At 46.4% G+C, this 20,365-nt stretch carries 17 protein-coding genes, 1 pseudogene and 1 other annotated feature; of the genes and pseudogenes, 3 read left to right on the top strand and 15 right to left on the bottom strand.

The genetic code is table 11. From position 1 onward, the window contains the following. Positions 1-373 precede the first annotated feature (373 nt). From loaP to yunB, 9 genes and pseudogenes are all read right to left on the bottom strand, one after another. Positions 374-877 (bottom strand): antiterminator LoaP, encoded by a 504-nt coding sequence (gene loaP / locus BLR06_RS00410; protein ID WP_092067189.1) that lies wholly within the window; start codon positions 875-877, stop codon positions 374-376. Positions 878-1,388: 511 nt separating this feature from the next. Beyond that, positions 1,389-2,126 carry a YebC/PmpR family DNA-binding transcriptional regulator gene (locus tag BLR06_RS00400; protein WP_092067185.1) on the bottom strand — a complete coding sequence of 246 codons (738 nt, stop codon included), beginning with the start codon at positions 2,124-2,126 and terminating at the stop codon, positions 1,389-1,391. 78 nt (positions 2,127-2,204) lie between these two features. Continuing rightward, positions 2,205-3,422, bottom strand: a complete 1,218-nt coding sequence (gene tyrS, locus BLR06_RS00395) for a tyrosine--tRNA ligase (protein WP_092067183.1) — start codon at positions 3,420-3,422, stop codon at positions 2,205-2,207. Between the two features lie 58 nt (positions 3,423-3,480). Continuing rightward, positions 3,481-3,710, bottom strand: a binding site (T-box leader). Positions 3,711-3,761: 51 nt separating this feature from the next. Next, entirely contained in the window at positions 3,762-5,258 is a 1,497-nt protein-coding gene (locus tag BLR06_RS00390) for a 4Fe-4S dicluster domain-containing protein (RefSeq protein ID WP_092067181.1), read from the bottom strand. 30 nt (positions 5,259-5,288) lie between these two features. Continuing rightward, positions 5,289-5,528 carry an NAD(P)H-dependent oxidoreductase subunit E gene (locus BLR06_RS00385; protein WP_092067179.1) on the bottom strand — a complete coding sequence of 80 codons (240 nt, stop codon included), beginning with the start codon at positions 5,526-5,528 and terminating at the stop codon, positions 5,289-5,291. An 18-nt stretch (positions 5,529-5,546) separates the two neighbouring features. Then, positions 5,547-6,698 carry a SpoIIE family protein phosphatase gene (locus BLR06_RS00380; RefSeq protein ID WP_092067177.1) on the bottom strand — a complete coding sequence of 384 codons (1,152 nt, stop codon included), beginning with the start codon at positions 6,696-6,698 and terminating at the stop codon, positions 5,547-5,549. Continuing rightward, positions 6,698-8,392 carry a [Fe-Fe] hydrogenase large subunit C-terminal domain-containing protein gene (locus BLR06_RS00375; protein ID WP_092067175.1) on the bottom strand — a complete coding sequence of 565 codons (1,695 nt, stop codon included), beginning with the start codon at positions 8,390-8,392 and terminating at the stop codon, positions 6,698-6,700. The genes BLR06_RS00380 and BLR06_RS00375 overlap by 1 nt, the downstream gene beginning before the upstream one ends. Next, positions 8,383-8,640, bottom strand: a pseudogene (locus tag BLR06_RS00370) ((2Fe-2S) ferredoxin domain-containing protein); the annotation flags it as partial. The gene BLR06_RS00375 and the pseudogene BLR06_RS00370, both read right to left, overlap by 10 nt. A gap of 238 nt (positions 8,641-8,878) precedes the next feature. Then, positions 8,879-9,574, bottom strand: a complete 696-nt coding sequence (gene yunB / locus BLR06_RS00365; protein ID WP_092067171.1) for a sporulation protein YunB — start codon at positions 9,572-9,574, stop codon at positions 8,879-8,881. Positions 9,575-9,765: 191 nt separating this feature from the next. On the opposite strand from yunB, the gene BLR06_RS00360 reads away from it, so the two are divergent. Continuing rightward, entirely contained in the window at positions 9,766-11,910 is a 2,145-nt protein-coding gene (locus BLR06_RS00360) for a transglycosylase domain-containing protein (protein ID WP_092067169.1), read from the top strand. 101 nt (positions 11,911-12,011) lie between these two features. Here the strand turns inward: BLR06_RS00360 and BLR06_RS00355 are convergent, their stop codons facing one another. Beyond that, positions 12,012-12,392, bottom strand: coding sequence for a hypothetical protein (locus BLR06_RS00355; protein ID WP_092067167.1), 381 nt, complete (start codon positions 12,390-12,392; stop codon positions 12,012-12,014). A 186-nt stretch (positions 12,393-12,578) separates the two neighbouring features. Here BLR06_RS00355 and BLR06_RS00350 point away from each other — a divergent pair, with 186 nt between their 5' ends. Both BLR06_RS00350 and BLR06_RS00345 read left to right on the top strand, forming a co-directional pair. Then, positions 12,579-12,899 (top strand): YbaB/EbfC family nucleoid-associated protein, encoded by a 321-nt coding sequence (locus BLR06_RS00350; RefSeq protein ID WP_092067165.1) that lies wholly within the window; start codon positions 12,579-12,581, stop codon positions 12,897-12,899. Between the two features lie 13 nt (positions 12,900-12,912). Beyond that, positions 12,913-13,467: a hypothetical protein gene (locus tag BLR06_RS00345; protein ID WP_092067163.1), complete on the top strand. Its 555-nt coding sequence runs from the start codon at positions 12,913-12,915 to the stop codon at positions 13,465-13,467. A gap of 66 nt (positions 13,468-13,533) precedes the next feature. On the opposite strand, the gene BLR06_RS00340 is transcribed toward BLR06_RS00345, so the two are convergent. The 5 genes from BLR06_RS00340 to BLR06_RS00320 all read right to left on the bottom strand — a co-directional run bounded on the left by BLR06_RS00340 (position 13,534) and on the right by BLR06_RS00320 (position 20,306). Beyond that, positions 13,534-15,888: an endonuclease MutS2 gene (locus tag BLR06_RS00340; RefSeq protein WP_092067161.1), complete on the bottom strand. Its 2,355-nt coding sequence runs from the start codon at positions 15,886-15,888 to the stop codon at positions 13,534-13,536. A 12-nt stretch (positions 15,889-15,900) separates the two neighbouring features. Next, positions 15,901-18,417 (bottom strand): U32 family peptidase, encoded by a 2,517-nt coding sequence (locus BLR06_RS00335; protein ID WP_092069698.1) that lies wholly within the window; start codon positions 18,415-18,417, stop codon positions 15,901-15,903. Between the two features lie 92 nt (positions 18,418-18,509). Beyond that, positions 18,510-19,172 (bottom strand): DUF421 domain-containing protein, encoded by a 663-nt coding sequence (locus BLR06_RS00330; RefSeq protein ID WP_092067159.1) that lies wholly within the window; start codon positions 19,170-19,172, stop codon positions 18,510-18,512. A gap of 125 nt (positions 19,173-19,297) precedes the next feature. Next, entirely contained in the window at positions 19,298-19,546 is a 249-nt protein-coding gene (locus tag BLR06_RS00325) for a cell division protein ZapA (RefSeq protein ID WP_092067157.1), read from the bottom strand. A 535-nt stretch (positions 19,547-20,081) separates the two neighbouring features. Then, positions 20,082-20,306 (bottom strand): hypothetical protein, encoded by a 225-nt coding sequence (locus BLR06_RS00320; protein WP_092067155.1) that lies wholly within the window; start codon positions 20,304-20,306, stop codon positions 20,082-20,084. Positions 20,307-20,365 lie beyond the last annotated feature (59 nt).

Here is a 20,365-nt window from a genome sequence, read left to right as displayed (position 1 = left end):
TAAATTGTATCCCTTCTCTTCACTTCAAACAAATCGATCATTAACTGAATAACAATATTTACTTCTTTCAATGAATTAGCTGCACACAAAAAGTTTGAAACTTACACAGGTTAAGTAGAGAGAACGTGGTAAAGAATTTTACGTCAGCTAGAGTGTAGAGTTAACAATAAGCTGGCATATGATAATTCTTTACCACGTTTGATAGTAATACTTATTCATTAATTCTATCAATTATTAAAGCACACCATTAATAAGGCATACTCTTACCTTTCATGCAAAATATATTACACTACCGATACGACAACTATAACCTCATAGATTATCTAATGGGCCGAAACACCAAAGATATCCTTATGATTTTGTTTATCATGATTTAATTTCTAAGTACTTCAATGCCCAAATCAATTGGTTTTGGCACTCCCATGAAATTCACCAGTACCTTAACCCTATTTTTACGCTTATCTACTGCTATAATGATCCCTTCCATTCCTTTAAGGGGGCCACTTTTGATAAAAATTTTGGAATTAAATATATAAATTTTGGAATAATCTACCACACCTTCATGATCTAACAATTTAAGAATGCAAACCATTTCATCCTCTGCTATTTTTGTGTAATACTCTCCAGTTTTTAATATCCGAATAACATGTGGAATTTTTTGAACCATATAATAAGTTTCCATATTCATTTCAGTATGAAAAAAAATATAACCTGGAAACATCTTTTTTAGTACCTGCTTTACTTTTCCGCCTTTTCTCTCCATAAGCCTTCTCTGCGGAATAATGGTAGATAAAATAGATTCATTAAAATAGATTCGAAGCCATTGTTGAACTAAATCTTCCTTTCCTGTTTTAACGAAAAGCGCATACCAATCCATCAAAGCTTACCTCTCGTATAATAATGTTTTACAGACGGTAATTACTAATGTTTAGAAAACATATTTAGTAGTTTGACAAATTTACTATGGACTGACTCTAATACTAAAAAACTCTCATGGAAAGATGCAGCAAAATTACTTCTTATTTTCTTGCAAAGCTTTTATATTATCGCTCAAATGGAAGGATAATGTTTCTACATAAAAAAACTAAAAGCTATAAAAGCCCTTATTTCAAGGGTCTTTATAGCCTTCAGTTTTTTCTGATCAGCTTTTCAATATTATTCTTAGTCTTTTTATTTTTACTCTTTCCCAGTCTTTCAAATATAATTGAAATGTCATGGAAACGATATTGCAATGCCACTGAATATCATTCCCATATTTTGTTTATTCGCGATAATAACTTAAACCCCTTTTATTTTAATCTCAATTTTTTCCATCAAATTATTACATTTTTTTACATTGCGCTGTGATTCCTCCTCATAAAGAACAGGTCCCTGACGGGACCTGCCGCTTACATCATATCATCAGGAAAATCAACGTTTGCATAAACTTCCTGAACATCATCATGATCTTCCAAAGCTTCCATCAGCCGCATCATTTTGGCGGCCTCATCGCCCTGCAATTCAACCGTTGTATCCGGTAGCATAGAAATCTGCGCCACCGAGGTTTCAATATTGTTTTTCTCCAATGCTTCCTGCACTTGATCAAAATCCTCAGGAGCCGTCGTTATTTCAAAAACGTCATCCTCAGTTTTAAAGTCCTCAGCTCCGGCTTCCAACGCCAGCAGCATTAGCGCTTCCTCATCCGGGGCGGCCTCCTGTTCGACAACAAACAGTCCTTTGCGCTTAAACATCCAGGCCACGCAGCCCGACTCACCCAAATTGCCGCCATGTTTCGAAAACAAGTGCCGGATGTCGGCGGCAGTGCGGTTGCGGTTATCGGTCAGAATATCAACCAGCAGGGCTGCCCCGCCGGGGCCATAGCCTTCATACGTCAGTTCCTCATAAGAACTGCCCTCCAGCGCGCCTAACCCTTTTTGCACGGCCCGCTGGATATTATCTTTGGGAATATTATTGGCTTTGGCTTTGGCTAAAGCCAGCTTAAGTTTCATATTGCCGGTAGGGTCGCTGCCGCCCAGACGAACGGCGACGGTAATTTCACGGCTGATTTTCGTTGTTATCTTACCGCGGACAGCATCCATTTTACCCTTGCGATGTTTTATATTTGCCCATTTAGAATGCCCTGACATACATTTCTCCCCTTTACTCCAAATCAGCCACTATTTTACCATAACATGGCGGAATTGGCAAAACCTCCAGACAAAAAATCACGCAATGACGATGCGGATATAAGTCTTCTTGCCTTTTCGCATCAGCAGGCTGTCATCGGTAAATAAATCAGCAGTCAGCTTCATCTCCGGGTCAGTTACTTTATCATTGCCGATATACAGCCCACCCTGAGCAATCAGCCGCCTGGCCTCGCTTTTAGATGCAACGATGCCGGTTGCCGCCATAATATCCAGTAATTTTGTACCGACCATTGCCGGGCTGATTACCGCCTTCGGCGCATGATCCAGCGCTCCGGCGCCGCCAAACAGTGCTTCAGCCGCCTGCCGGGCTTTTTCCGCCTCTTCACCGCCGTGAATGAGCTTAGTGACCTCCAGGGCCAGCCTTTTTTTGGCAATATTAATTTCCTGGTCTTTCAAAGCGCCCAGCCGTCTTACTTCCTCCATCGGCAAAAAGGTCAGCAAGGCCAGACATTTTTCAACATCGGCGTCATCGATATTGCGCCAGTACTGGTAAAACTCATAAGCTGAGGTTTTCTCCGGATCAAGCCATAGAGCGCCTTTTTCCGTTTTGCCCATCTTGCGTCCGTCACTTGTGGTAAGCAGCGTAAATGTAAGGCCGTAGGCCGGCTTGCTTTCCTTACGCCTGATCAGATCAACGCCCGCCAAGATGTTGGACCATTGATCATCACCGCCCATTTGCATGATACAACCGGTTTTCCGGTTCAATTCAAGAAAGTCATAAGCCTGCATAATCATGTAGTTAAACTCTAAAAAGGAAAGACCGCGCTCCAGGCGCTGCTTGAAGCATTCGGCAGTTAACATCCGGTTAACGGAGAAATGGGCGCCAACTTCACGCAAAATCTCAATATAATTAAGCTTTGCCAGCCAGTCGGCATTATTCATCATCAAGGCCTTATGATCATCAAAGTCAATAAACTTTGCAAACTGACGCTTAAAGGCATTTCCATTATGCTCAATCGTTTCCGCGGTCATCATTTTACGCATATCGCTTTTACCGCTGGGATCACCGATCGTCGCCGTCCCGCCGCCAATTAAGCAAATGGGCCGGTGGCCGGCCTGCTGCATATGGGCCATGACCATCAACCCTAAAAAATGGCCTACATGCAGGCTGTCGGCGGTCGGATCAAAACCAATATAAAAGGTAATTCTCTCTGAGGACAATAGATCCTCAATTTCTTTTTCGTGTGTAATCTGGGCAATATAGCCACGCTCTCTCAAAATGTCCAGTACCGACATCATCAAAACCTCCTGATTGCTGCTTAGAATATTTAAAAACAGAAAAGCCCGCCCCCTGAACAGGGACGGGCAAAAACCCGCGGTACCACCCAAATTGCCGATAAAGCCGCTTTGTCGAGGTATATAAACTATACTCTCGGAGCTTTTTAACGGCGGCTAACCGGCTTGGCCAAAATCTTAAGCCTGCTGTTCCCGGGTGTATTTCGTCAGGTATGCCTGCCGGGTTCCAGCCTCCCCCGGCTCTCTGTAAAGCAATCCCTGATTACTTCTTCCATTCATCACATTTAAATTATTAACTTAAGTGTAATATAACAAAAATCCGCCAAACTTGTCAATCTTCTATTTTACGTGCCAATGCCCGCCTTTATGCAAAATCTGAACTACCTGTTCATTATCTGAAGCGGTTTTATATTCCGCTTTTAAAGCGTAATTCTCCACCAGTTTCCCGGTAACTCTGGGATTTGTTAAAATCCCCGGCCCGCCCACACAACCGCCGGCGCAGGACATTCCTTCGAAAAAGTTCGCATCCAGCTTGCCGGCTTTCATTTGCAGCAAAGCTGTTTTGCAATTGCTCAAGCCTTCCGCCCGGTGTGCTTTAATTTCAACGCCGGCATCGATCGCTTCCGCATGTTTGATCACCGCTTGCACGACTCCGCCGGCTCTGGCAAAATCATTGCCGGTCGAGGAAGCTGTTGTCTGATATTCAGTATCTTCAATTGCGGTAATATTTATTCCCGCGCCAACCATCATGCAGGCCACTTCTTCGAAGGTTACTGTAAAATCAACAACTCCGGCATACCGGACAGCTTCAGCTTTTTTGGCAATACAGGGCCCAATAAAGACCGTTATCGCTCCCGGGTCACGTTCTTTGATCACTTTGGCGGTTGCAATCATCGGCGAAACCGTACTCGAAACAGCGCCCGCCAGATCCGGCAAATGCTTTTCCACCATACTGACATAAGCCGGGCAACAGGAGGTTGTCATAAACGCCCGCGCCTCAGGCACTGATTTCAGGAACTCGGCAGTTTCCTCAATGGTGACGATGTCCGCCCCGTAGGAAGCCTCATAAACCTCATGAAAACCGATTCGCCTAAGTGCGCTGACAACTTGACCCGCCTGGACTTTGGCACCAAATTGGCCAATGAAGGCCGGCGCCACCATTGCGTATACTTTTTGCTCCGACTGCAAAGCCTGGATCAATTGAACGATCTCCGAACGGTCAGCGATAGCGCCAAACGGACAGGCCGACTTACAGCCGCCGCATTGTACGCATTTATCATAATTAATTTGCGCCCGCCGGTCGCTGCCGGCGGTAATCGCTTTAAGATCACAGGCGCCTTCGCAAGGGCGGCTTACCTCAATAATGGCGCCATACGGGCAGGATTTTTTACAAAGGCCGCACTCAACACACCTGCTCTTGTCAATATAAGCACGATTTTGCACAACCATGATCGCTTTTTTCGGACAGCTGTTGATACAATGATGCGCCAGGCAATTACGACAGGCATTCGTGACAATAAATTTATCGATGGGACACTGATCGCAGGCTGTCGGTATCACTTGAAGAATGGGCATATCGGCAACAACGCCCTCAACGGCATTTTGCGCCGCTGTTTCCAGTAGAGCCTCAGCCGGCTGACTGAGCGCTAATTTAATCCGTTCCTGCAATACGGCCCGTTCTTTGTGAACGCAACAGCGATAACGCGGTCCATCTTCGGTTACTACAGTATGAAGAATATTGTTTACATTTTCTATTAATTCTCCGGTGAAAGTCATTCTGGCGATTTCCGTCAGGACTTTGCGGCGTAATTTAACAAGCTCCGTAACTTGAGACATCTAGAAACTCCTCTCTGCTTACAAGAATAGTCAACCGTTCATTTTTTCGCCAATAATCTCTAACAGCCGTTCGGGCGTTACATTGGACATCAGGGCGCCATCAATTTTAATATTAGGACCTGTTGAGCAGGCTTTAAGACAGGTGGCCCCCCTTAAATCTATTTGCGCCTTCTTTTCCGGCGGAAGAGCTTCAATTGCCTCGAGTAAATCCTGTCCACCTAATAAATAACAGGCTGATCCCATACAGATTTCTATTGATATAAGTGCCATAACTTCTCCTCCTTAGGGTTAAAACCACTCCAGTTTAACTTGTTTGCCCTTGGCCTCCAGCAAAGCTTTCAGGTTGGCTAACACTTGTGATTTTATATTGATTTTAAAGGGATAATTGGGATTTTGATGAGCCGGATTTACAGCCTTACCTGCCATTATATCAATCATGTCCGCTTCTAGCAACAGGCGCGCCAACAACGTAGCGCCGTCGCATTTGTCCGTTTCATATAACTTTTTAACGTCATTCAGCCGTTCTAAAACAACATTAAGGGTAAGAATTCCTTCCGTAACCAGGTCGATATCGTCCATATAGCTGATCGGCGGCACTTGCTGATCGCAAAGCGCTAAATCCACCGTCAAAGGCTTGCCGGTAACTTTACTTACGATATTCGCAGTAGTACCGCCAGCCACCACTTTTCGGCCCGGCTGATTTAAAAAACGCCGGATAATCTCTTCATCGCTGCCGGAGTCGGCGGGCGGACCGGTAAACAGCGTCAAAAAGCGGGCCTTGTGAACCCTGACGGCTACCGCAGTCGAATCATCGCCCGGGTGGCCAAGATAATACCCTTCCGAACACTTGATTAGCTGATTGGTTATATCGGATGCTTTACGTCCGGTCTTGCATAAGGCTTTCAATTCATCGGCTACGCCGTTCCAGCCCCAGCCAAGCTTTAGCAGGCCGCCAATTCCGGCATGAATAACCCCGTCGCTAACAGCCGTTATGATATCGTTTTCCAGTAAAGTCAGCCGTCCCACCTTTATTTTTTTACCGCCAATGACATTTACCTGTGTCGGAACCTTACTGACTTGTCCATCCCTGATCAGAAAAGTCGGCGGGCAGTCAAATTCCACAATTGTCGCCAGGCCATTATCTTTAACCTTGATAATCTGTAAAGTAGAGTACGCAATCTTACGCTGCCGGCAAACCGGCAGGGTTTCCGCGATTGTATTAACAACATCCTCCAAAGGAATACCGCGTTTTAACATCGATGATGCAATTTTGGTCGTTAATGTTGCTAAAATGTTGGCCTTGACACCACTGCCCAGCCCATCGGAAAGAACAATAATCGTTGCTTGCGGCGTTCTGGCTATGACAACATTGTCGCCGCATAACTCTTCACCGTCTTTTGATAACTGAGTCACTCCTACCTCAGCATGGAGCCGCTGCATCACTGTTCCTCCCTGCCTTTAAGCACCTGCATCATCTCAATTAACGTTGACTTTGTTTCGGCCGTAGTTTCGCCCAACAGTCCGGCAATTTCCTGAGCAACCTGCATCTGCTTGTTAATGATATCCGTCGCCTTGGCAACCGTTTCTTCTTTCATTTTCTGCCATTCCTGCATTCTTTTTTCTTGATCGGTCACGTTGGATATAACCCCAATTACAATACTATGCTCGGGTACCCCAACGATCATTTGTTCTGTAACAATGCCATATTCCGGATACTCAATACGTTTGCTGATCACTTTATCGCCAAAATTAGAAGCAGCGGCAAAGTCAGCGCAATCAATAAACCCGGCCAGACTATCCCCTTTTTCCATGATTTTCTTGCCATTGAACATCTGCTGGGCCGCCGGATTAATTTCCTGAATGATCATTTTATCGTTAACTGCAATGATGCCATTGAGTGAGTGTTCCACTATAATACTGGCAAAAGACTCGGCTTTCGACCGCATATAAGGCATGCACATCTCAATTTCGGCCAAGCCGCTGTAAACAGCAGCCGCTTTCTCCCGGCAGCTATTATAGCCACAGGCGCCACAGTTTTTTTCATCGACTTTGGTAAATTTACCGCTCTGGTGTAATATTTCTTTGATTTCCTCTTCACTGGGTTCGGCCACTGTAACTGCTTCGGGCAGATGCTCACAGGAAAAATCAATACCCTGAGGCAATTGCCTTACTACTTGCTGTTCAACAGAATTGGCATGATCAATTGCCTTAAGCCGTCTAACCGGCATTGGCTGCGCGCTGCCGCCGGCCGGCCCGCCGATACAGCCGCCTTTGCAAGAAAAAGCCTCAATAAACCGGGGTGATATTTCCCCTCTTGCCAGGCTGCCGAAGACCTCTTTACATTCTTCAATGCCATCGACAGCAATGATTTCGGTACCAAGCAAATCAAAATTCATAAACGATTTTAAAATTCCGCCGGCCAGTGAAAAAAATCTGGCATTGCTAAGCGGCTCGGACTGATATGGCGCAGCGGCGATTTGCTTTTGTTCAGGCTTTTGCCGGTTTAACCACTGGCGCAATTGCACAAAAGTCATTACCGCATCCACCGAATGGTGCTCATTGTGTTCAGAGAACTTAGCCATACAAGGCCCGGCAAACACAATAAAAGCATCTTGACCAAACCTCTGCCGGATAATCTGTCCATGCGCCATCATTGGTGAAACTACCGGAGCAAGGTTGCCGGTCAATTCCGGATAATATTTTTTTATAATATTCACGATGACCGGGCAATTGGAGGATATCACCGTTTGTGCCGTGTTTTTCACCAGATTTCTATAGAGCAGGGAAACCGCTTCAGCGCCAACCGCGGTTTCCTCAACCTGGTGAAAGCCCAGCGATTTGATTGCCGAAACAAGCTCACTCGTGCTATATTCAGGAAATAATCCCGAAAATGACGATCCCAGGCTTAAAATAGTCTTCCTGCCGCTGGCAATTGCGGCCTGTATAGCCGGAACATGGCTGATCAGGCGCTTAGCATGCTGCGGGCATTCTGTCACACATTTACCGCAAAATATACACTTATCATCAAGTACCCGCGCCCGCCCCCGGTTAATGCCAATGGCTTTTACCGGACATACCCGCAGGCACCGGTGGCAGTCTTTACAGTTTACCTTACGGGTTGTAATTATTTGCATGCCAGTAGCCTCAGCACTTTTTGCTGAAATATTTCGTTTACATTCTCTACTTTCACATTGGTGATGATTTCATCATTGATTTTTATCACCACACCCTCATTACACCGCCCCTGGCAAAAATGCCCTTCCATATCAATGTCCCCGGGAAGTTTATATCTATCAAATAAAACTTGAAAAGCATGCAACACGCCATATGCGCCACGCAAATGGCAGGCGCTGCCAAAACAAATAGAAATCTTCAATATACCGCTCCTTTCCCTGCTTCAACAAAAAATGCGTTTTTCATCTACAATTTTAACCTAAATATCAGTTAGTATCAAGAATAAGCAGGGACAGGGGAAAGAACTGGGGTGCTCCTTCAGGGTGAACCAAAAAACGCCTTAGGAAAAAGCTCTCCTTGAGGCGTTCATATTTGTTATTTATAACGCGCAGCCGCTTCATTTCAGCTGCTTGCTGCGAGGCGTCTGAATTCAGCCATGGTTTTTACTAGTAAGGATTGCCATTTTCGCTGCTTGCTTCATCACCATGCAATTCATGCGGAATCGGAAACGGAAATTGAACATAGGTGCTTGGCACTTCACCAACTACTACATACTCAGCAATCGGTACCTGGGTATTTACGCTGACACTCTTGCTTACTAAGGGTACAACAATTTTCACTTGCGTGGTGGCCACTAAATAGACCATATGTCTCGTTTGGTTGATGCCCGCCTGTTCAAACTTATCAATTACTTTGACCTGTACGGTCCCTACGGGAATAATGGTAACAGTTATTTTAGGTCCCATACTTGCCAGAAACTGACTGCCGAAAATCTGGCCTATTGGTATTTGAATTTTTTCAGATGAGAGTTCTTTTAGGGCATCTTGTACCTTTATCGTTGTATCAGCTGCAAGTTTATTAAATTCCATTGTATTGGGCTGAATCAACACAACCCGTCCCCTGCTGTCCACCTTTACTGTCACCAGGGTTTGCGGGTCAATGCTCTGGCTAACCTTCTGATGAATAACCTTATTGATTGCCTCGGTCGCAATCAACATTGACCGCGCTTCGGCAATAGCCAGAACGGTCGGCTTCAGATGAATTTCCATCACCCATAATGTAGCGGCCGTAAGCATCAGAAGAACAATGAGCAGCAATGGCAGGGATGTTCGGTTTCTTTTTTTACGCACGGTAAATCTCATGGGTTTACCTCCCCACTGCAAATTAGCTTAATGTCATGTATTATATGGTAGCATATGAAACGGGGTGCATCTTTTAGAATGAATAAAACCCCCCGGACGGCAGTAACGCCTGAAATCACTGAAAAAAACCGACGAATCGGCTCTTTTGTGGTATAATATTTGTCATATGGTATTTCGCAAGGAGGTTGTCCATGAGTTACTCCCGCAATGATGGTCCTAAAGGAGGACGCAAAAATATTAAAAAGGAATACAGTAGAATTTTAGCAATTATATTACTCGTTTTTGTTGTAATGATTACCGGAGCCGGCTTAGGCTTTTTAACCGCCAGTCTCAACACCAAGCCCGGACTTACCAATGATATTAGACCACCTGCCTCATCGCAGATTTATGATATAAACGGTCATCTAATTACAACCGTACATTCTGTGGAAAACCGTGTTCCGGTTACTTTAAATAAAGTACCCAAAAACCTGCAAAACGCTTTTATCTCCGCTGAAGATACGAGATTCTATCAGCATATGGGCATCGATCCCCGGGGAATTTTGCGGGCTGCCTGGTCCAACATTAGTAACCGGGGAGTTTCGGAAGGCGGTAGCACCATCACCCAGCAACTGGCGAAAAATGCCTACCTCTCCCAGGAAAGAACCTTGAAGCGCAAAATTCAGGAAGCATTTTTGGCATTGCAAATTGAACGTCAATATACAAAAAATGAAATACTGGAGCTTTATCTCAACCAGATTTACTTTGGGCAGGGGGCTTACGGCGTACAGGCGGCAGCCCATCTGTATTTCGGCAAAAATGTGGAAGATCTTAATTTGGCGGAATGCGCCATGCTGGCCGGCATACCGAAAAGTCCCAATTACTATTCGCCGTTCAATAACTTGAAGGCTGCTACGGAACGTCAGGCTATTGTTCTTGATCAGATGACCAAATACGGCTATATTGATCATGCCACAGCCCGCAAAGCCAAAAGTACCAAACTGGATCTTTCTTCCCACCGCACTGCCATTAACGAAGGCGGAATTGCCTCGTATTTTGTAAATTACGTTACCCAGCTGCTCATTGATAAATATGGCGCTGATGCCGTATATAAAGACGGCTTAAAGGTTTATACCTCTCTTGATCTGAATATGCAGCGGGCGGCGGAAAAAGCAATGACCAAACTGCCTACCTACCGTACGGATGATCATGGCGTTAAACAGCCGCAAGGCGCACTGGTCGCCATTGATCCCCGCACCGGCCATATTAAAGCCATGGTCGGCGGGCGCGGCAATGATCAATTCAACCGGGCGGTCATGGCCGAACGTCAGCCAGGTTCGGCTTTTAAGCCGTTTGTCTACTTAGCGGCAATTGAAAGCGGCCTGACCCCTTCTACCGTCATCGAAGATTCGAAAGTAACTTTTGGCGATTGGTCGCCAATCAATTATGACGGAAAACTGCATGGCCGGGTTACCATGCGCGCCGCACTGGAACGCTCACTTAATATTCCAACAGTCAAGCTTGCCCAGGAGGTTGGGCCTGACAGACCGCTTTATTATGCTCAGCAAATGGGTATATCGACTTTAGTTATGCAAGGTTATACCAATGACCGTAATCTTGCCATGTCACTGGGCGGCCTGACCAAAGGGGTAACGCCGCTGGAAACAGCCAGCGCCTACGGTGTATTCGCCAACCACGGCGTCCGGGTAGATCCGGTTGCCATCCTTAAAATTGTCGACCGCAACGGTAAAACGCTGGAACAGGCCTCGCCGCGCGAGCAAGCCGTCATTAGCGAACGCAGCGCCTATATCATTACTGATATGCTGCGGGGCGTAATTACCAAAGGCACCGGGACCGCCGCCAACATCGGACGTCCCGCGGCAGGCAAAACAGGCACTACCAGCGACTATAAAGATGCCTGGTTTGTGGGTTACACACCAGATTTGGTTGCCGCTGTCTGGATGGGCAATGATAATGAAGGCTACTTGAACGGTATTACCGGCGGCACCACTCCTGCGGTTATCTGGCAAGCCTTCATGACCGATGCCCTGGCCGACATTCCTCAACGGGATTTCATCAAACCTGCCGGACTGGTCATTGAACCTCCTCCGGCGGAAGATCCGGATAAAGAGGAAACTGACCCGAAAGACGGCGAAGATAAAGATAAAGACTCCGCTAAGGACAAAAAGGACACAGGAAAAAATAAGAATAAACCGGACTCCGCCACTGCCGGTCAGGAACAAAAAACCTCATCCGACAAAAGCCTGGCGCCGCCAAAGCCCCAAAAACCGCAAACCGCCCCGGCCGCTCCACCGCCGCCGCAGAGCGGTAGTGAGGAAAAAAATAATTCGCAATAACAAAAAAACACGCGTTTTTACGCGTGTTTTTTTTTGTAACGCATATACATTATTAGAGAGTGTATCAGAGCTTAAACCTAACCTCAAACAATCCAGTTTCACTACTCTAATAAACGTCTGATTGTTTTAGGCGCTTCAGCTGCAACTTTTACCGAATTCATCGTGCTGTTGATCACTTCAGCAATACTTCTTACCCGGTCTACGGTGGAAGTCATTCCGTCAATTCGCCTATCCATTTGTACATTCTCTGAAGCCAGTGTTAGTATGATTACCATTAACTGAAAGCTGAAATTGGGATTATCCAGGACCCTTCTAATAAACCGCAATGGTGATTGTACAGATTTTTCCGGTTTAGCAAGTTTAACTTCATTATCCTGAGTTTGTTCCGGATCAACATCTGTACCATCTAATGATTCGGTCGATTCGAAAATCGGTCCGGGAGTTACCTCTTCTGTTCTTCTTTTATTTCTGCGCAAGCGCATCCCAACCCCTCCTCACAAATTCCTCACCTATCTTAATATATGTCAGATAGTTAAATTCGGTATCATACAAAAAAAAGTTGGACACTCACAAAATTATTTTCTTCGCATAGAGTGGCATAAAGTGAGACTTGCACGCAGGCATTCCAGGGCTTTCTGATTGTTAAAAAATACCGGAGGTGGCTGTTAATGTTTGAAAACCTTGGCAATATGATGGAAATGGTAAAAAAGGTTCAGCAAAATGTCCAGACCATTCAGGAACAGTTGAAAAGCGAACGTATTGAAGTATCAAGCGGTGACGTAATTAAAGTCATTGTCAACGGCCAGCAGGATGTTGTATCGCTAGAATTAAACGGTAGATATTTATCGCCCGACAATGCCGCTTTACTCCAGGATTTGCTGGTAGCTACACTAAACAGCGCAATGTCAAAATCGCGGGAACTGAATCAGACGGCGATGGGCAAGCTGACCTCGGAGTTAAATATACCGAAGATTCCGGGGTTATTTTAAGGAGGGGGGCTTAATGTCAAACATAACTCCTGATAAAACACTTTTGCAAAGTATCATCAGGATGGTTGATACGGTATCGGCGGAAGGCAGCTACGACACGCTAATCAACGTACTAGCTCTGCTGTGTATAATTACCATATTAAATAAACAGTCGCCCCAGGCCCGGCAGCAAGCCGCAACCAGCACACCGGCAGCAAGCCCTATACAAAAACTTCTCGGTGAGCTAACCAAAAATGATGGCGGCGGCGGTGGCAGCGGCGGCCCGTCCCTTGACACCATCATGTCACTGCTGCCGTTATTAAATAGCCCGCAATTAAAATCAAAACTCAATCCTGCCAATATGTCGACAATTCTCGGCTTAATTAACAGTTTAAGCGGCAGCGGCAATGATAAGCATGAAAGCTCCAAAAATGATAAACAGGAAAAACCCGAACCAAAAGCAGAGACGAAAAAAGCAGCTCCGGCCGCGGCAGTGACTGAGTCTATTCCCCTCCCGTCTGAACCTGAGACTGAGGATGATGCTAAAAAAACAGCCGCCCGTTATTTAAACTGGAAAACAAATTTTTAATCTAAAAAAGGTGCGGGATTTTCCCCCGCACCTTTTTAGATTGTCATAGCCCCCAGTACAGCCCGCTCAAATCAAACGTACTGCCGTAGCGCCGTCGCCGCCTTCATTAAGCTCGCCGATACTAATATCTTTCACATGATGATGGTTTTTCAAATAAGCTCTGACCCCTTTACGCAAAGCACCGGTGCCTTTGCCGTGAATAACCAGCACCTGGTGTAGACCTGCTAAAATAGCGTCATCCAGGTATTTTGCCAATAATATTTCCGCTTCCTCTACATTTGTGCCGCGAACGTCAATCTGACGGGGAACGTCATAGACCTTGGCAAAACTCAATGGTTTACTATTTGCTTTGCTAACCGCCGCCGGTTCGCCTTTGACCAGCCGGCAGGAGCTTAACGGCACATTTACTTTCATCAGGCCGATCTGTACGGTAACCTGATCCTGACTGGCAGTGATGACTGATCCGGTTTGATTCAGGGAGGTCACGAAAACCTGACTGTTTGGCGCCAATGCTTCCGGCGATACGGCTGGCATTGCGCTGAAATCAGGCTCAGCAGCCAATGCACCCAGGCTTTCTTTTAACACCCGCCGGGCTCCATCAATGGCCTGTTGGCGGGCTTTACTGTTTTCATTTTGAAACTGGGCCTTTAGTTCGGCAATCACTGACTCGGCTTCACGGCGGGCCTGCCTGATTAACACCGCGGCGTCAGACTGGGCCTTGGTCAGCATTTGATCTTTTTTCTTTATGAGCTCCTGCTGCTCTTTCGCCAGATGATTGCGTAAATTGGTCAGCTCGGACTGCTGGGCCCTTGCTTGACGGTTCAGGCTTTCATAATTAATTTTTTGCGCCTCCAGATCATTCAGCACATCTTCAAACTCAGCATGGTCTTTATCAATTAGCTGCCTTGCCCGGTTGATGATCTCCGGCGAAAGTCCCAGCCGCCCGCTAATGGCAAACGCGTTACTGCTGCCCGGAATGCCGATCAACAGCCGGTAAGTTGGCCTTAAGGTCTGAATATCGAATTCTACGCTCGCGTTTTCGATACCCGAACGGGAGTAAGCGAAGGTTTTAAGTTCACTATAATGCGTAGTGGCAATCGTTTTAGCGCCGCTATTCATGAGATATTCCAAAATTGCCATAGCCAGGGCGGCCCCCTCCTCGGGATCGGTGCCTGCCCCCACCTCGTCAATCAATACCAGATCATTGGCCGACACCCGGTTTAAAATCCGCACAATATTTGTCATGTGGGCCGAAAATGTACTCAGGCTTTGCTCAATGCTCTGCTCATCGCCGATATCCGCAAAAACATGCTGAAATACCGGCATTTGAGAGCCGCTCAGCGCCGGGATGAACAGTCCGGCCTGGGTCATTAAGGCGAATAACCCCAGAGTTTTCATTGTCACGGTTTTACCGCCCGTATTGGGTCCGGTGATCAGTAGAGTATGAAATTTATCTCCCAGCGTCACATCCACCGGCACGACAATATCTCCGGGAATCAGCGGATGTCTGGCTTGCCTTAATTGAACTATGCCCTGGTCATTGAGCTCCGGCATTACCGCTTGCATATCCAGGCCAAGACGGGCTTTGGCAAACGCAAAATCAAGCTGCGCTAAAATTTCACAATTGCCTTGTATACTATCGGCATTCACGGCAATCTGGGCTGATACCATCTGCAGTATCCGTTCAATCTCGTTTTTTTCAGCAGAAAGCAGCTGCTTAATGTCATTGTTTAAATTTACGATAGCCATAGGCTCAATAAACACCGTAGCCCCGCTTGACGACTGATCATGAACAATGCCGGGGAAATTGTGGCGGTATTCCTGCTTAATAGGAATAACATAACGATCGCCCCGCATGGTAACCAATACATCCTGAAAATACTTCTGGTATTCAGTTGACCGCAAAATGCTGTCCAGTTTATCTTTAATTCTGGCTTGCGACTGCTTAATTTCCCTTCTTAGGCGCTGCAATTCAACACTGGCGTCATCGCGAATTGCCCCTTGTTCATTAATCGTATGCTCAATTAAATTCTCGATATTGCGCAGTACGGCAATCCCCTCGGACTGACTTGCCAGAACCGGCGCACTGACAGTTAATTCTTTAAAAAATGTTTTCATCCGGCGGCTTGCATATAATGTGCCGCCAACGCCAACAATCTCCGCCGGCTCTAAAATACCGCCAACCCTCGCTTTCTTAAGGGAAACCCTGATATCGCGTATACCGCCCAGCGGAACATTCATCGCTGTCATCAATACCTGTGTCGCTTCCTGCGTTTCGGCAATCCGCCGGCTGACCGCGCCGGCATCGCTTACTGGCAGCAGAGCGCCGGCTAACTCGCGGCCCAGCACCGAACCGGTTCGCTGCGCCAGCATTTCACGAATTTTATCGAACTCCAGGGTATGTAAAACTGATAAATCCATCGCTGCTCTCCCTTACAATACACCCCTGAAATAATGCCCTCTGGTAAGCGCCTGGTTTTCATTCGCCGGAATAGACGGCTCAGCCAGACGGGGATGCTTTTCACCCTGATCCAGAATTTCGCGATACAGCCTGGTTATTTTGCCTAACGCCCCGGCCTGGCTGTACTTGCCCTCAATTCTGATCCGGTCAACGCCAATATTACCGAATTTGAGCACATGGGGCAACATATTTAATTCTTTGGCATTCAGCACATGCATCCGGCAAAACTGGTCGGTAATTACCGGAAAACGCTCATTTTTTCTGTCTTTAAGCCAGAAGTATCCTTGCCGACAAACCTTACTGCAGCTTCCTGCATGCAATCCGCCCAGATAGCTGCCCATTGAGCAATGCTCGGATACCATTAAGGTTAAATGGCCCTGCACGATGCATTCAACTGGTATCGGGCTTTTACCGGCGATATCTTCCACCTGGCTAAAATTAAGTTCCGGCGATAGGGTTACACTGCTTAAGCCTTGTCCGGCGAGAAATGCAATTGCCGCATTATTATAGATATTCAGCGGATAGTCGCCATGTAAAGGCAGCTCCAGCAAAGTACGGGCCAACTGCAAAGTTCCAACATTGCCTACACTGACAGCATCCGGCTTAAGCTCCCCAAACAGTCTGAACTCCTCTGCCAAAACCTTCCTCTGCCATTCCTTGACCAGACGGGGCGTACTCAGCGTGATTTTCCGTCCATACCGTCGCACCAGCTTTACAGCCTCGCGATACTCTGTCAGTCCAATTGGCTGATGACTAAAATTCTCACCGCCAAAAACGATAACATCAGCGCCACCGGCCAAAGCAGCTTCGACTTTGTCCAGCTGATCAACATGAACGGACAGCTCCGGCTTGCGGGCATTGGTTAACGCCTTTCTCCGCCTGACGGGGTCATGGACTGAAAGCTCAGCCTGCTGTACAGACTGTATTTTTTCCAGCGCCGGCCGCTTAAACCGTTCCAGTCTGGCCTTTTCCAATTCCGCAACCGCTCTGCGACGCGCATCGTTTATTTCGCTGATTGGCACCATTACCTCACCGTCTACTGAACACTCCAGTTCGCGCAGTTCAAAAACAGTTGTGCCAAGCCGTTCAATTTGTTTGGCGATGGTTTCACGATTCAAGGGCCGTTTTAAGGCCCGTTCAGCAATAAAGTTAGTCTGGGCAGTACCGGTAAACCCTTCACTATCCAATATTTCAACCGTTAACGGCCGGCCTTCCGCTACGCTTACTTTGACGGCAATCCCGATACGGCGTACTGCAGACGGGCCGGCAAAAAAGCTTTGGGCCCTCTCCATCAGCCGGGCGTCATAAACCTTGAACACCCGGTCATTGATGCGGACCGGCGACTGAACTGTTATGGTCACCGCAGCTCCGGCCGGAGCTGTCATGACTGACTGACCATTCACCGTCATTGCTGTCACATTAGCGCTGACCCGCCCCCCGACTTTAACCCAGAATTCCACAATATCACTTACATTCAACGGTTCATCCAATTTTATTGTGACAAGTTTTCCGGCGGCCTGATAATTTGTTACCCGCCCAATGCGGACACCGCGATTGTTGGGCCGGCGGTCGCTCATCATGTTCCGGCCCGGTCTGCCGCTGAGGTAGGCTGTCGTAAAATCCCGGTTAAAAATTTGCGCCAGATCCTTTTGCTCCTGCTCACCAATCGCCGCCGCTTTATCATTTAAAGCCGCATCGATCGCCCGCCGGTAGGTATCAACAACAATAGCAACATATTCCGGCCGCTTCATTCTTCCTTCGATCTTAAAGGACTTTACCCCTGCTGTAATGAAGTCCGGGATTAGCTCAAGCGTATTTAAATCCTTGGGGCTTAGCAAATATTCACCGGTATCGGCTTGCTGCAATACGTCCTGGCCTTGTTCGTCCACCAAAGTATACGGCAGGCGGCATGGCTGGGCGCAGCGACCGCGGTTGCCGCTGCGTCCGCCGATCATCCCGCTCATTAAGCATTGTCCTGAATAACAGATACACAGAGCGCCGTGGATGAAGGTCTCAATTTCCGCTTTGCTGTGCTGACAAATATACTTGATATCGGCCAAAGCCAGCTCGCGCGCCAGAACAACCCTGCGAAAACCGGTCTCACTCAGAAACGTAACCCCTGCCAGATTATGTACAGTCATTTGGGTACTGGCATGCAGCGGCAGGCCCGGCGTTACTTGCCGGGCAATATAAGCCACCCCCAGGTCCTGGACAATAATGGCATCAGCTCCGGCCTGATACAGAAACTGCAAATAAGCGGCAAGCTCCGCCATTTCATTATTATCAACAATGGTGTTGACAGCCACATATACGGCCACACCGCGCAAATGCGCAAACCTTATCGCTTCAGCTAACTGCTCATGATCAAAATTAGGTGCATAGGCCCTGGCTCCGAATAACTTCCCGGCCAAATATACCGCATCCGCGCCGCTTTCGACAGCCGCGCATAATGCTTCTTTACTCCCGACAGGAGCCAACAATTCAACCAACTGTTTCAATCCCTTCACTCCTGGTGCTGTACCAGGATGTCGCTCTTTGTCCATCCCATACATTAAAAAGAAAGGGCGCACCCCTTCCTTTGCTAAGGTAACTCTTTGGTTATCGCCGAATCAGCCTGCTGCTCCTTTAGCTGCTGCTCTTTCAGCAGTGCAGTCAGCGCCTGTACATCCTGGCTGAGTTGCTCTATTTTCGACCATTGCCGGCCCCAGGGACTGAGTGGATTATCCTGAATACTATTAAGAAATTCTTCAAAATCCCGCCTGGTAAGCGGCTCTTTATCTTCAATTTTAATTACCGAAAAAACGCCGCAGCTTTCCAGCCTGGCCATTTTTATATCTTTTATATCAGTCATATCCATTCCCTGCCGGTGTAGTTCCTGACGAAAATCGTCAAAATTAAAGTAGGTTTTAGCAAAATTATCCTTCAATAGTTTGCCGTCTTTAATTAGCGTTACCGGCGTACCTTCGACCCATTTGCGCATCGTATTGTTTTTCAAAGCCAAATAGGATAAGACTTGCTGCAAAACCAGCAGTGCAACCAACCCTTCGATTCCAAACCAGATATTTTGCGCTTTATCCATTGAAGCTGAAACAATGATATCCCCTATACCTACCATGATGATAAAATCAAAGGGTGATAATTGCCCTACGGTACGATTTCCCATTAAACGCACCGTAATCAGTGCGATCGCACACAGGACAATGATATGGAGAAATACCCGGCCAAATTCCGCTGCCTCGAACACATTATCACTCCTTTTGTTTGTTATTATGAACAAACAAAAGGAGTTTATACCAGAACCTTGCTTCATTTAATACAGCGGACAGGTTTGCCAGGACTTTTTGCCTGCGAGACTCTGAGGCGCCGCGCCTATTTTTCCTTTAGCATTTCAATCAGCTGGTCATAATCCTGCTCTAATTTTACATATTCGTCGGCAATATGAAGCGCAGCCAGTACGGCTATTTTCAACGACGACAATTGTGAATTGGTTTTGGCAATCAGTTTCATTCGCTTATCCACCAGATCGGCTAAATGCATCACTTTTTCCGGTTTAATATCTCCCTTTAAGGCATACAGCTCACCATATATCTCAACTGTTACTTTATTTTTACTTTCCATAAATTCACCTATTCGTTTTACTTCCTAAACAATTATATTTTGCGTTAATTCTATTTTCATCATAATAAATCCTGCTCATTTCATAAAAACTCCGGCTCTTTTTACACTGCCGCGACAGGAAGAAAAGTCAGTTGCTAAGGGGTATGAAATTTTCAGGAAGTACGAAGAATGGATGAGCCGCAAAGTACTCGAAGGACGCAAAGGTGACTCGAAAGTAACTAAAAAGACCATTTTCAATACAAATTTTAAAATGTCCCCATATGTGGAGTGTAGCTAATTACAATAGGTAATATGAACTTTGGATCGACACCTTTTATAACCGCCAACGGATTCATGCCACCAATGGATACAAAAATCCCGAAGAGTACTATTTGTTGGCTACGGCTGCTTAATCGCGAAATAGTAAGATAACCTGTGATAAACTATGTTATCCTTGTGTTTTTCCTGTCTATTGAACGGGGGGACGCCGCAGTAGCTTCTCTTTATAGTGCTAAATCACGCTTTCAATTATAAGCATATTGTACTAAAGCAAGGCTTACTGCAGGTTTCTTATTAATGGTAATTCAGTAACTACCCACGGATGGGTAGTTACATGTTTACCTTTGTCCACCCCTTCCAACATGTTCGGCTTCACTAATACTCTATCTCCAGGCTGAATAAACTGTGCCATGCCACCAAATTCAGCCAATATCTCTGCCATCGCCTGCTCTACGACTTGCGTATCGTAGGAATCGGCTTTTACTACTGCTACCTTTGTCATAGGATTACAGCCTCGCAATCTAAGCCTTACTTTTAAATTCATTTGTATCCTTATCTTAG

It is taken from the genome of Dendrosporobacter quercicolus, from assembly GCF_900104455.1.
GTDB lineage: Bacteria > Bacillota > Negativicutes > DSM-1736 > Dendrosporobacteraceae > Dendrosporobacter > Dendrosporobacter quercicolus.
The sequence above is the reverse complement of the archived record's forward strand: the minus strand, read 5'-3'. Positions and strand labels throughout refer to the sequence as shown.

What these genes read in the sequence shown, in the direction of transcription:
- loaP (WP_092067189.1), bottom strand. Translation starts at nt 877, where the DNA reads ATGGATTGGTATGCGCTTTTCGTTAAAACAGGAAAGGAAGATTTAGTT.
- BLR06_RS00400 (WP_092067185.1), bottom strand. Translation starts at nt 2,126, where the DNA reads ATGTCAGGGCATTCTAAATGGGCAAATATAAAACATCGCAAGGGTAAA.
- tyrS (WP_092067183.1), bottom strand. Translation starts at nt 3,422, where the DNA reads ATGTCGGTACTGGACATTTTGAGAGAGCGTGGCTATATTGCCCAGATT.
- BLR06_RS00390 (WP_092067181.1), bottom strand. Translation starts at nt 5,258, where the DNA reads ATGTCTCAAGTTACGGAGCTTGTTAAATTACGCCGCAAAGTCCTGACG.
- BLR06_RS00385 (WP_092067179.1), bottom strand. Translation starts at nt 5,528, where the DNA reads ATGGCACTTATATCAATAGAAATCTGTATGGGATCAGCCTGTTATTTA.
- BLR06_RS00380 (WP_092067177.1), bottom strand. Translation starts at nt 6,698, where the DNA reads ATGCAGCGGCTCCATGCTGAGGTAGGAGTGACTCAGTTATCAAAAGAC.
- BLR06_RS00375 (WP_092067175.1), bottom strand. Translation starts at nt 8,392, where the DNA reads ATGCAAATAATTACAACCCGTAAGGTAAACTGTAAAGACTGCCACCGG.
- yunB (WP_092067171.1), bottom strand. Translation starts at nt 9,574, where the DNA reads ATGAGATTTACCGTGCGTAAAAAAAGAAACCGAACATCCCTGCCATTG.
- BLR06_RS00360 (WP_092067169.1), top strand. Translation starts at nt 9,766, where the DNA reads ATGAGTTACTCCCGCAATGATGGTCCTAAAGGAGGACGCAAAAATATT.
- BLR06_RS00355 (WP_092067167.1), bottom strand. Translation starts at nt 12,392, where the DNA reads ATGCGCTTGCGCAGAAATAAAAGAAGAACAGAAGAGGTAACTCCCGGA.
- BLR06_RS00350 (WP_092067165.1), top strand. Translation starts at nt 12,579, where the DNA reads ATGTTTGAAAACCTTGGCAATATGATGGAAATGGTAAAAAAGGTTCAG.
- BLR06_RS00345 (WP_092067163.1), top strand. Translation starts at nt 12,913, where the DNA reads ATGTCAAACATAACTCCTGATAAAACACTTTTGCAAAGTATCATCAGG.
- BLR06_RS00340 (WP_092067161.1), bottom strand. Translation starts at nt 15,888, where the DNA reads ATGGATTTATCAGTTTTACATACCCTGGAGTTCGATAAAATTCGTGAA.
- BLR06_RS00325 (WP_092067157.1), bottom strand. Translation starts at nt 19,546, where the DNA reads ATGGAAAGTAAAAATAAAGTAACAGTTGAGATATATGGTGAGCTGTAT.
- BLR06_RS00320 (WP_092067155.1), bottom strand. Translation starts at nt 20,306, where the DNA reads ATGACAAAGGTAGCAGTAGTAAAAGCCGATTCCTACGATACGCAAGTC.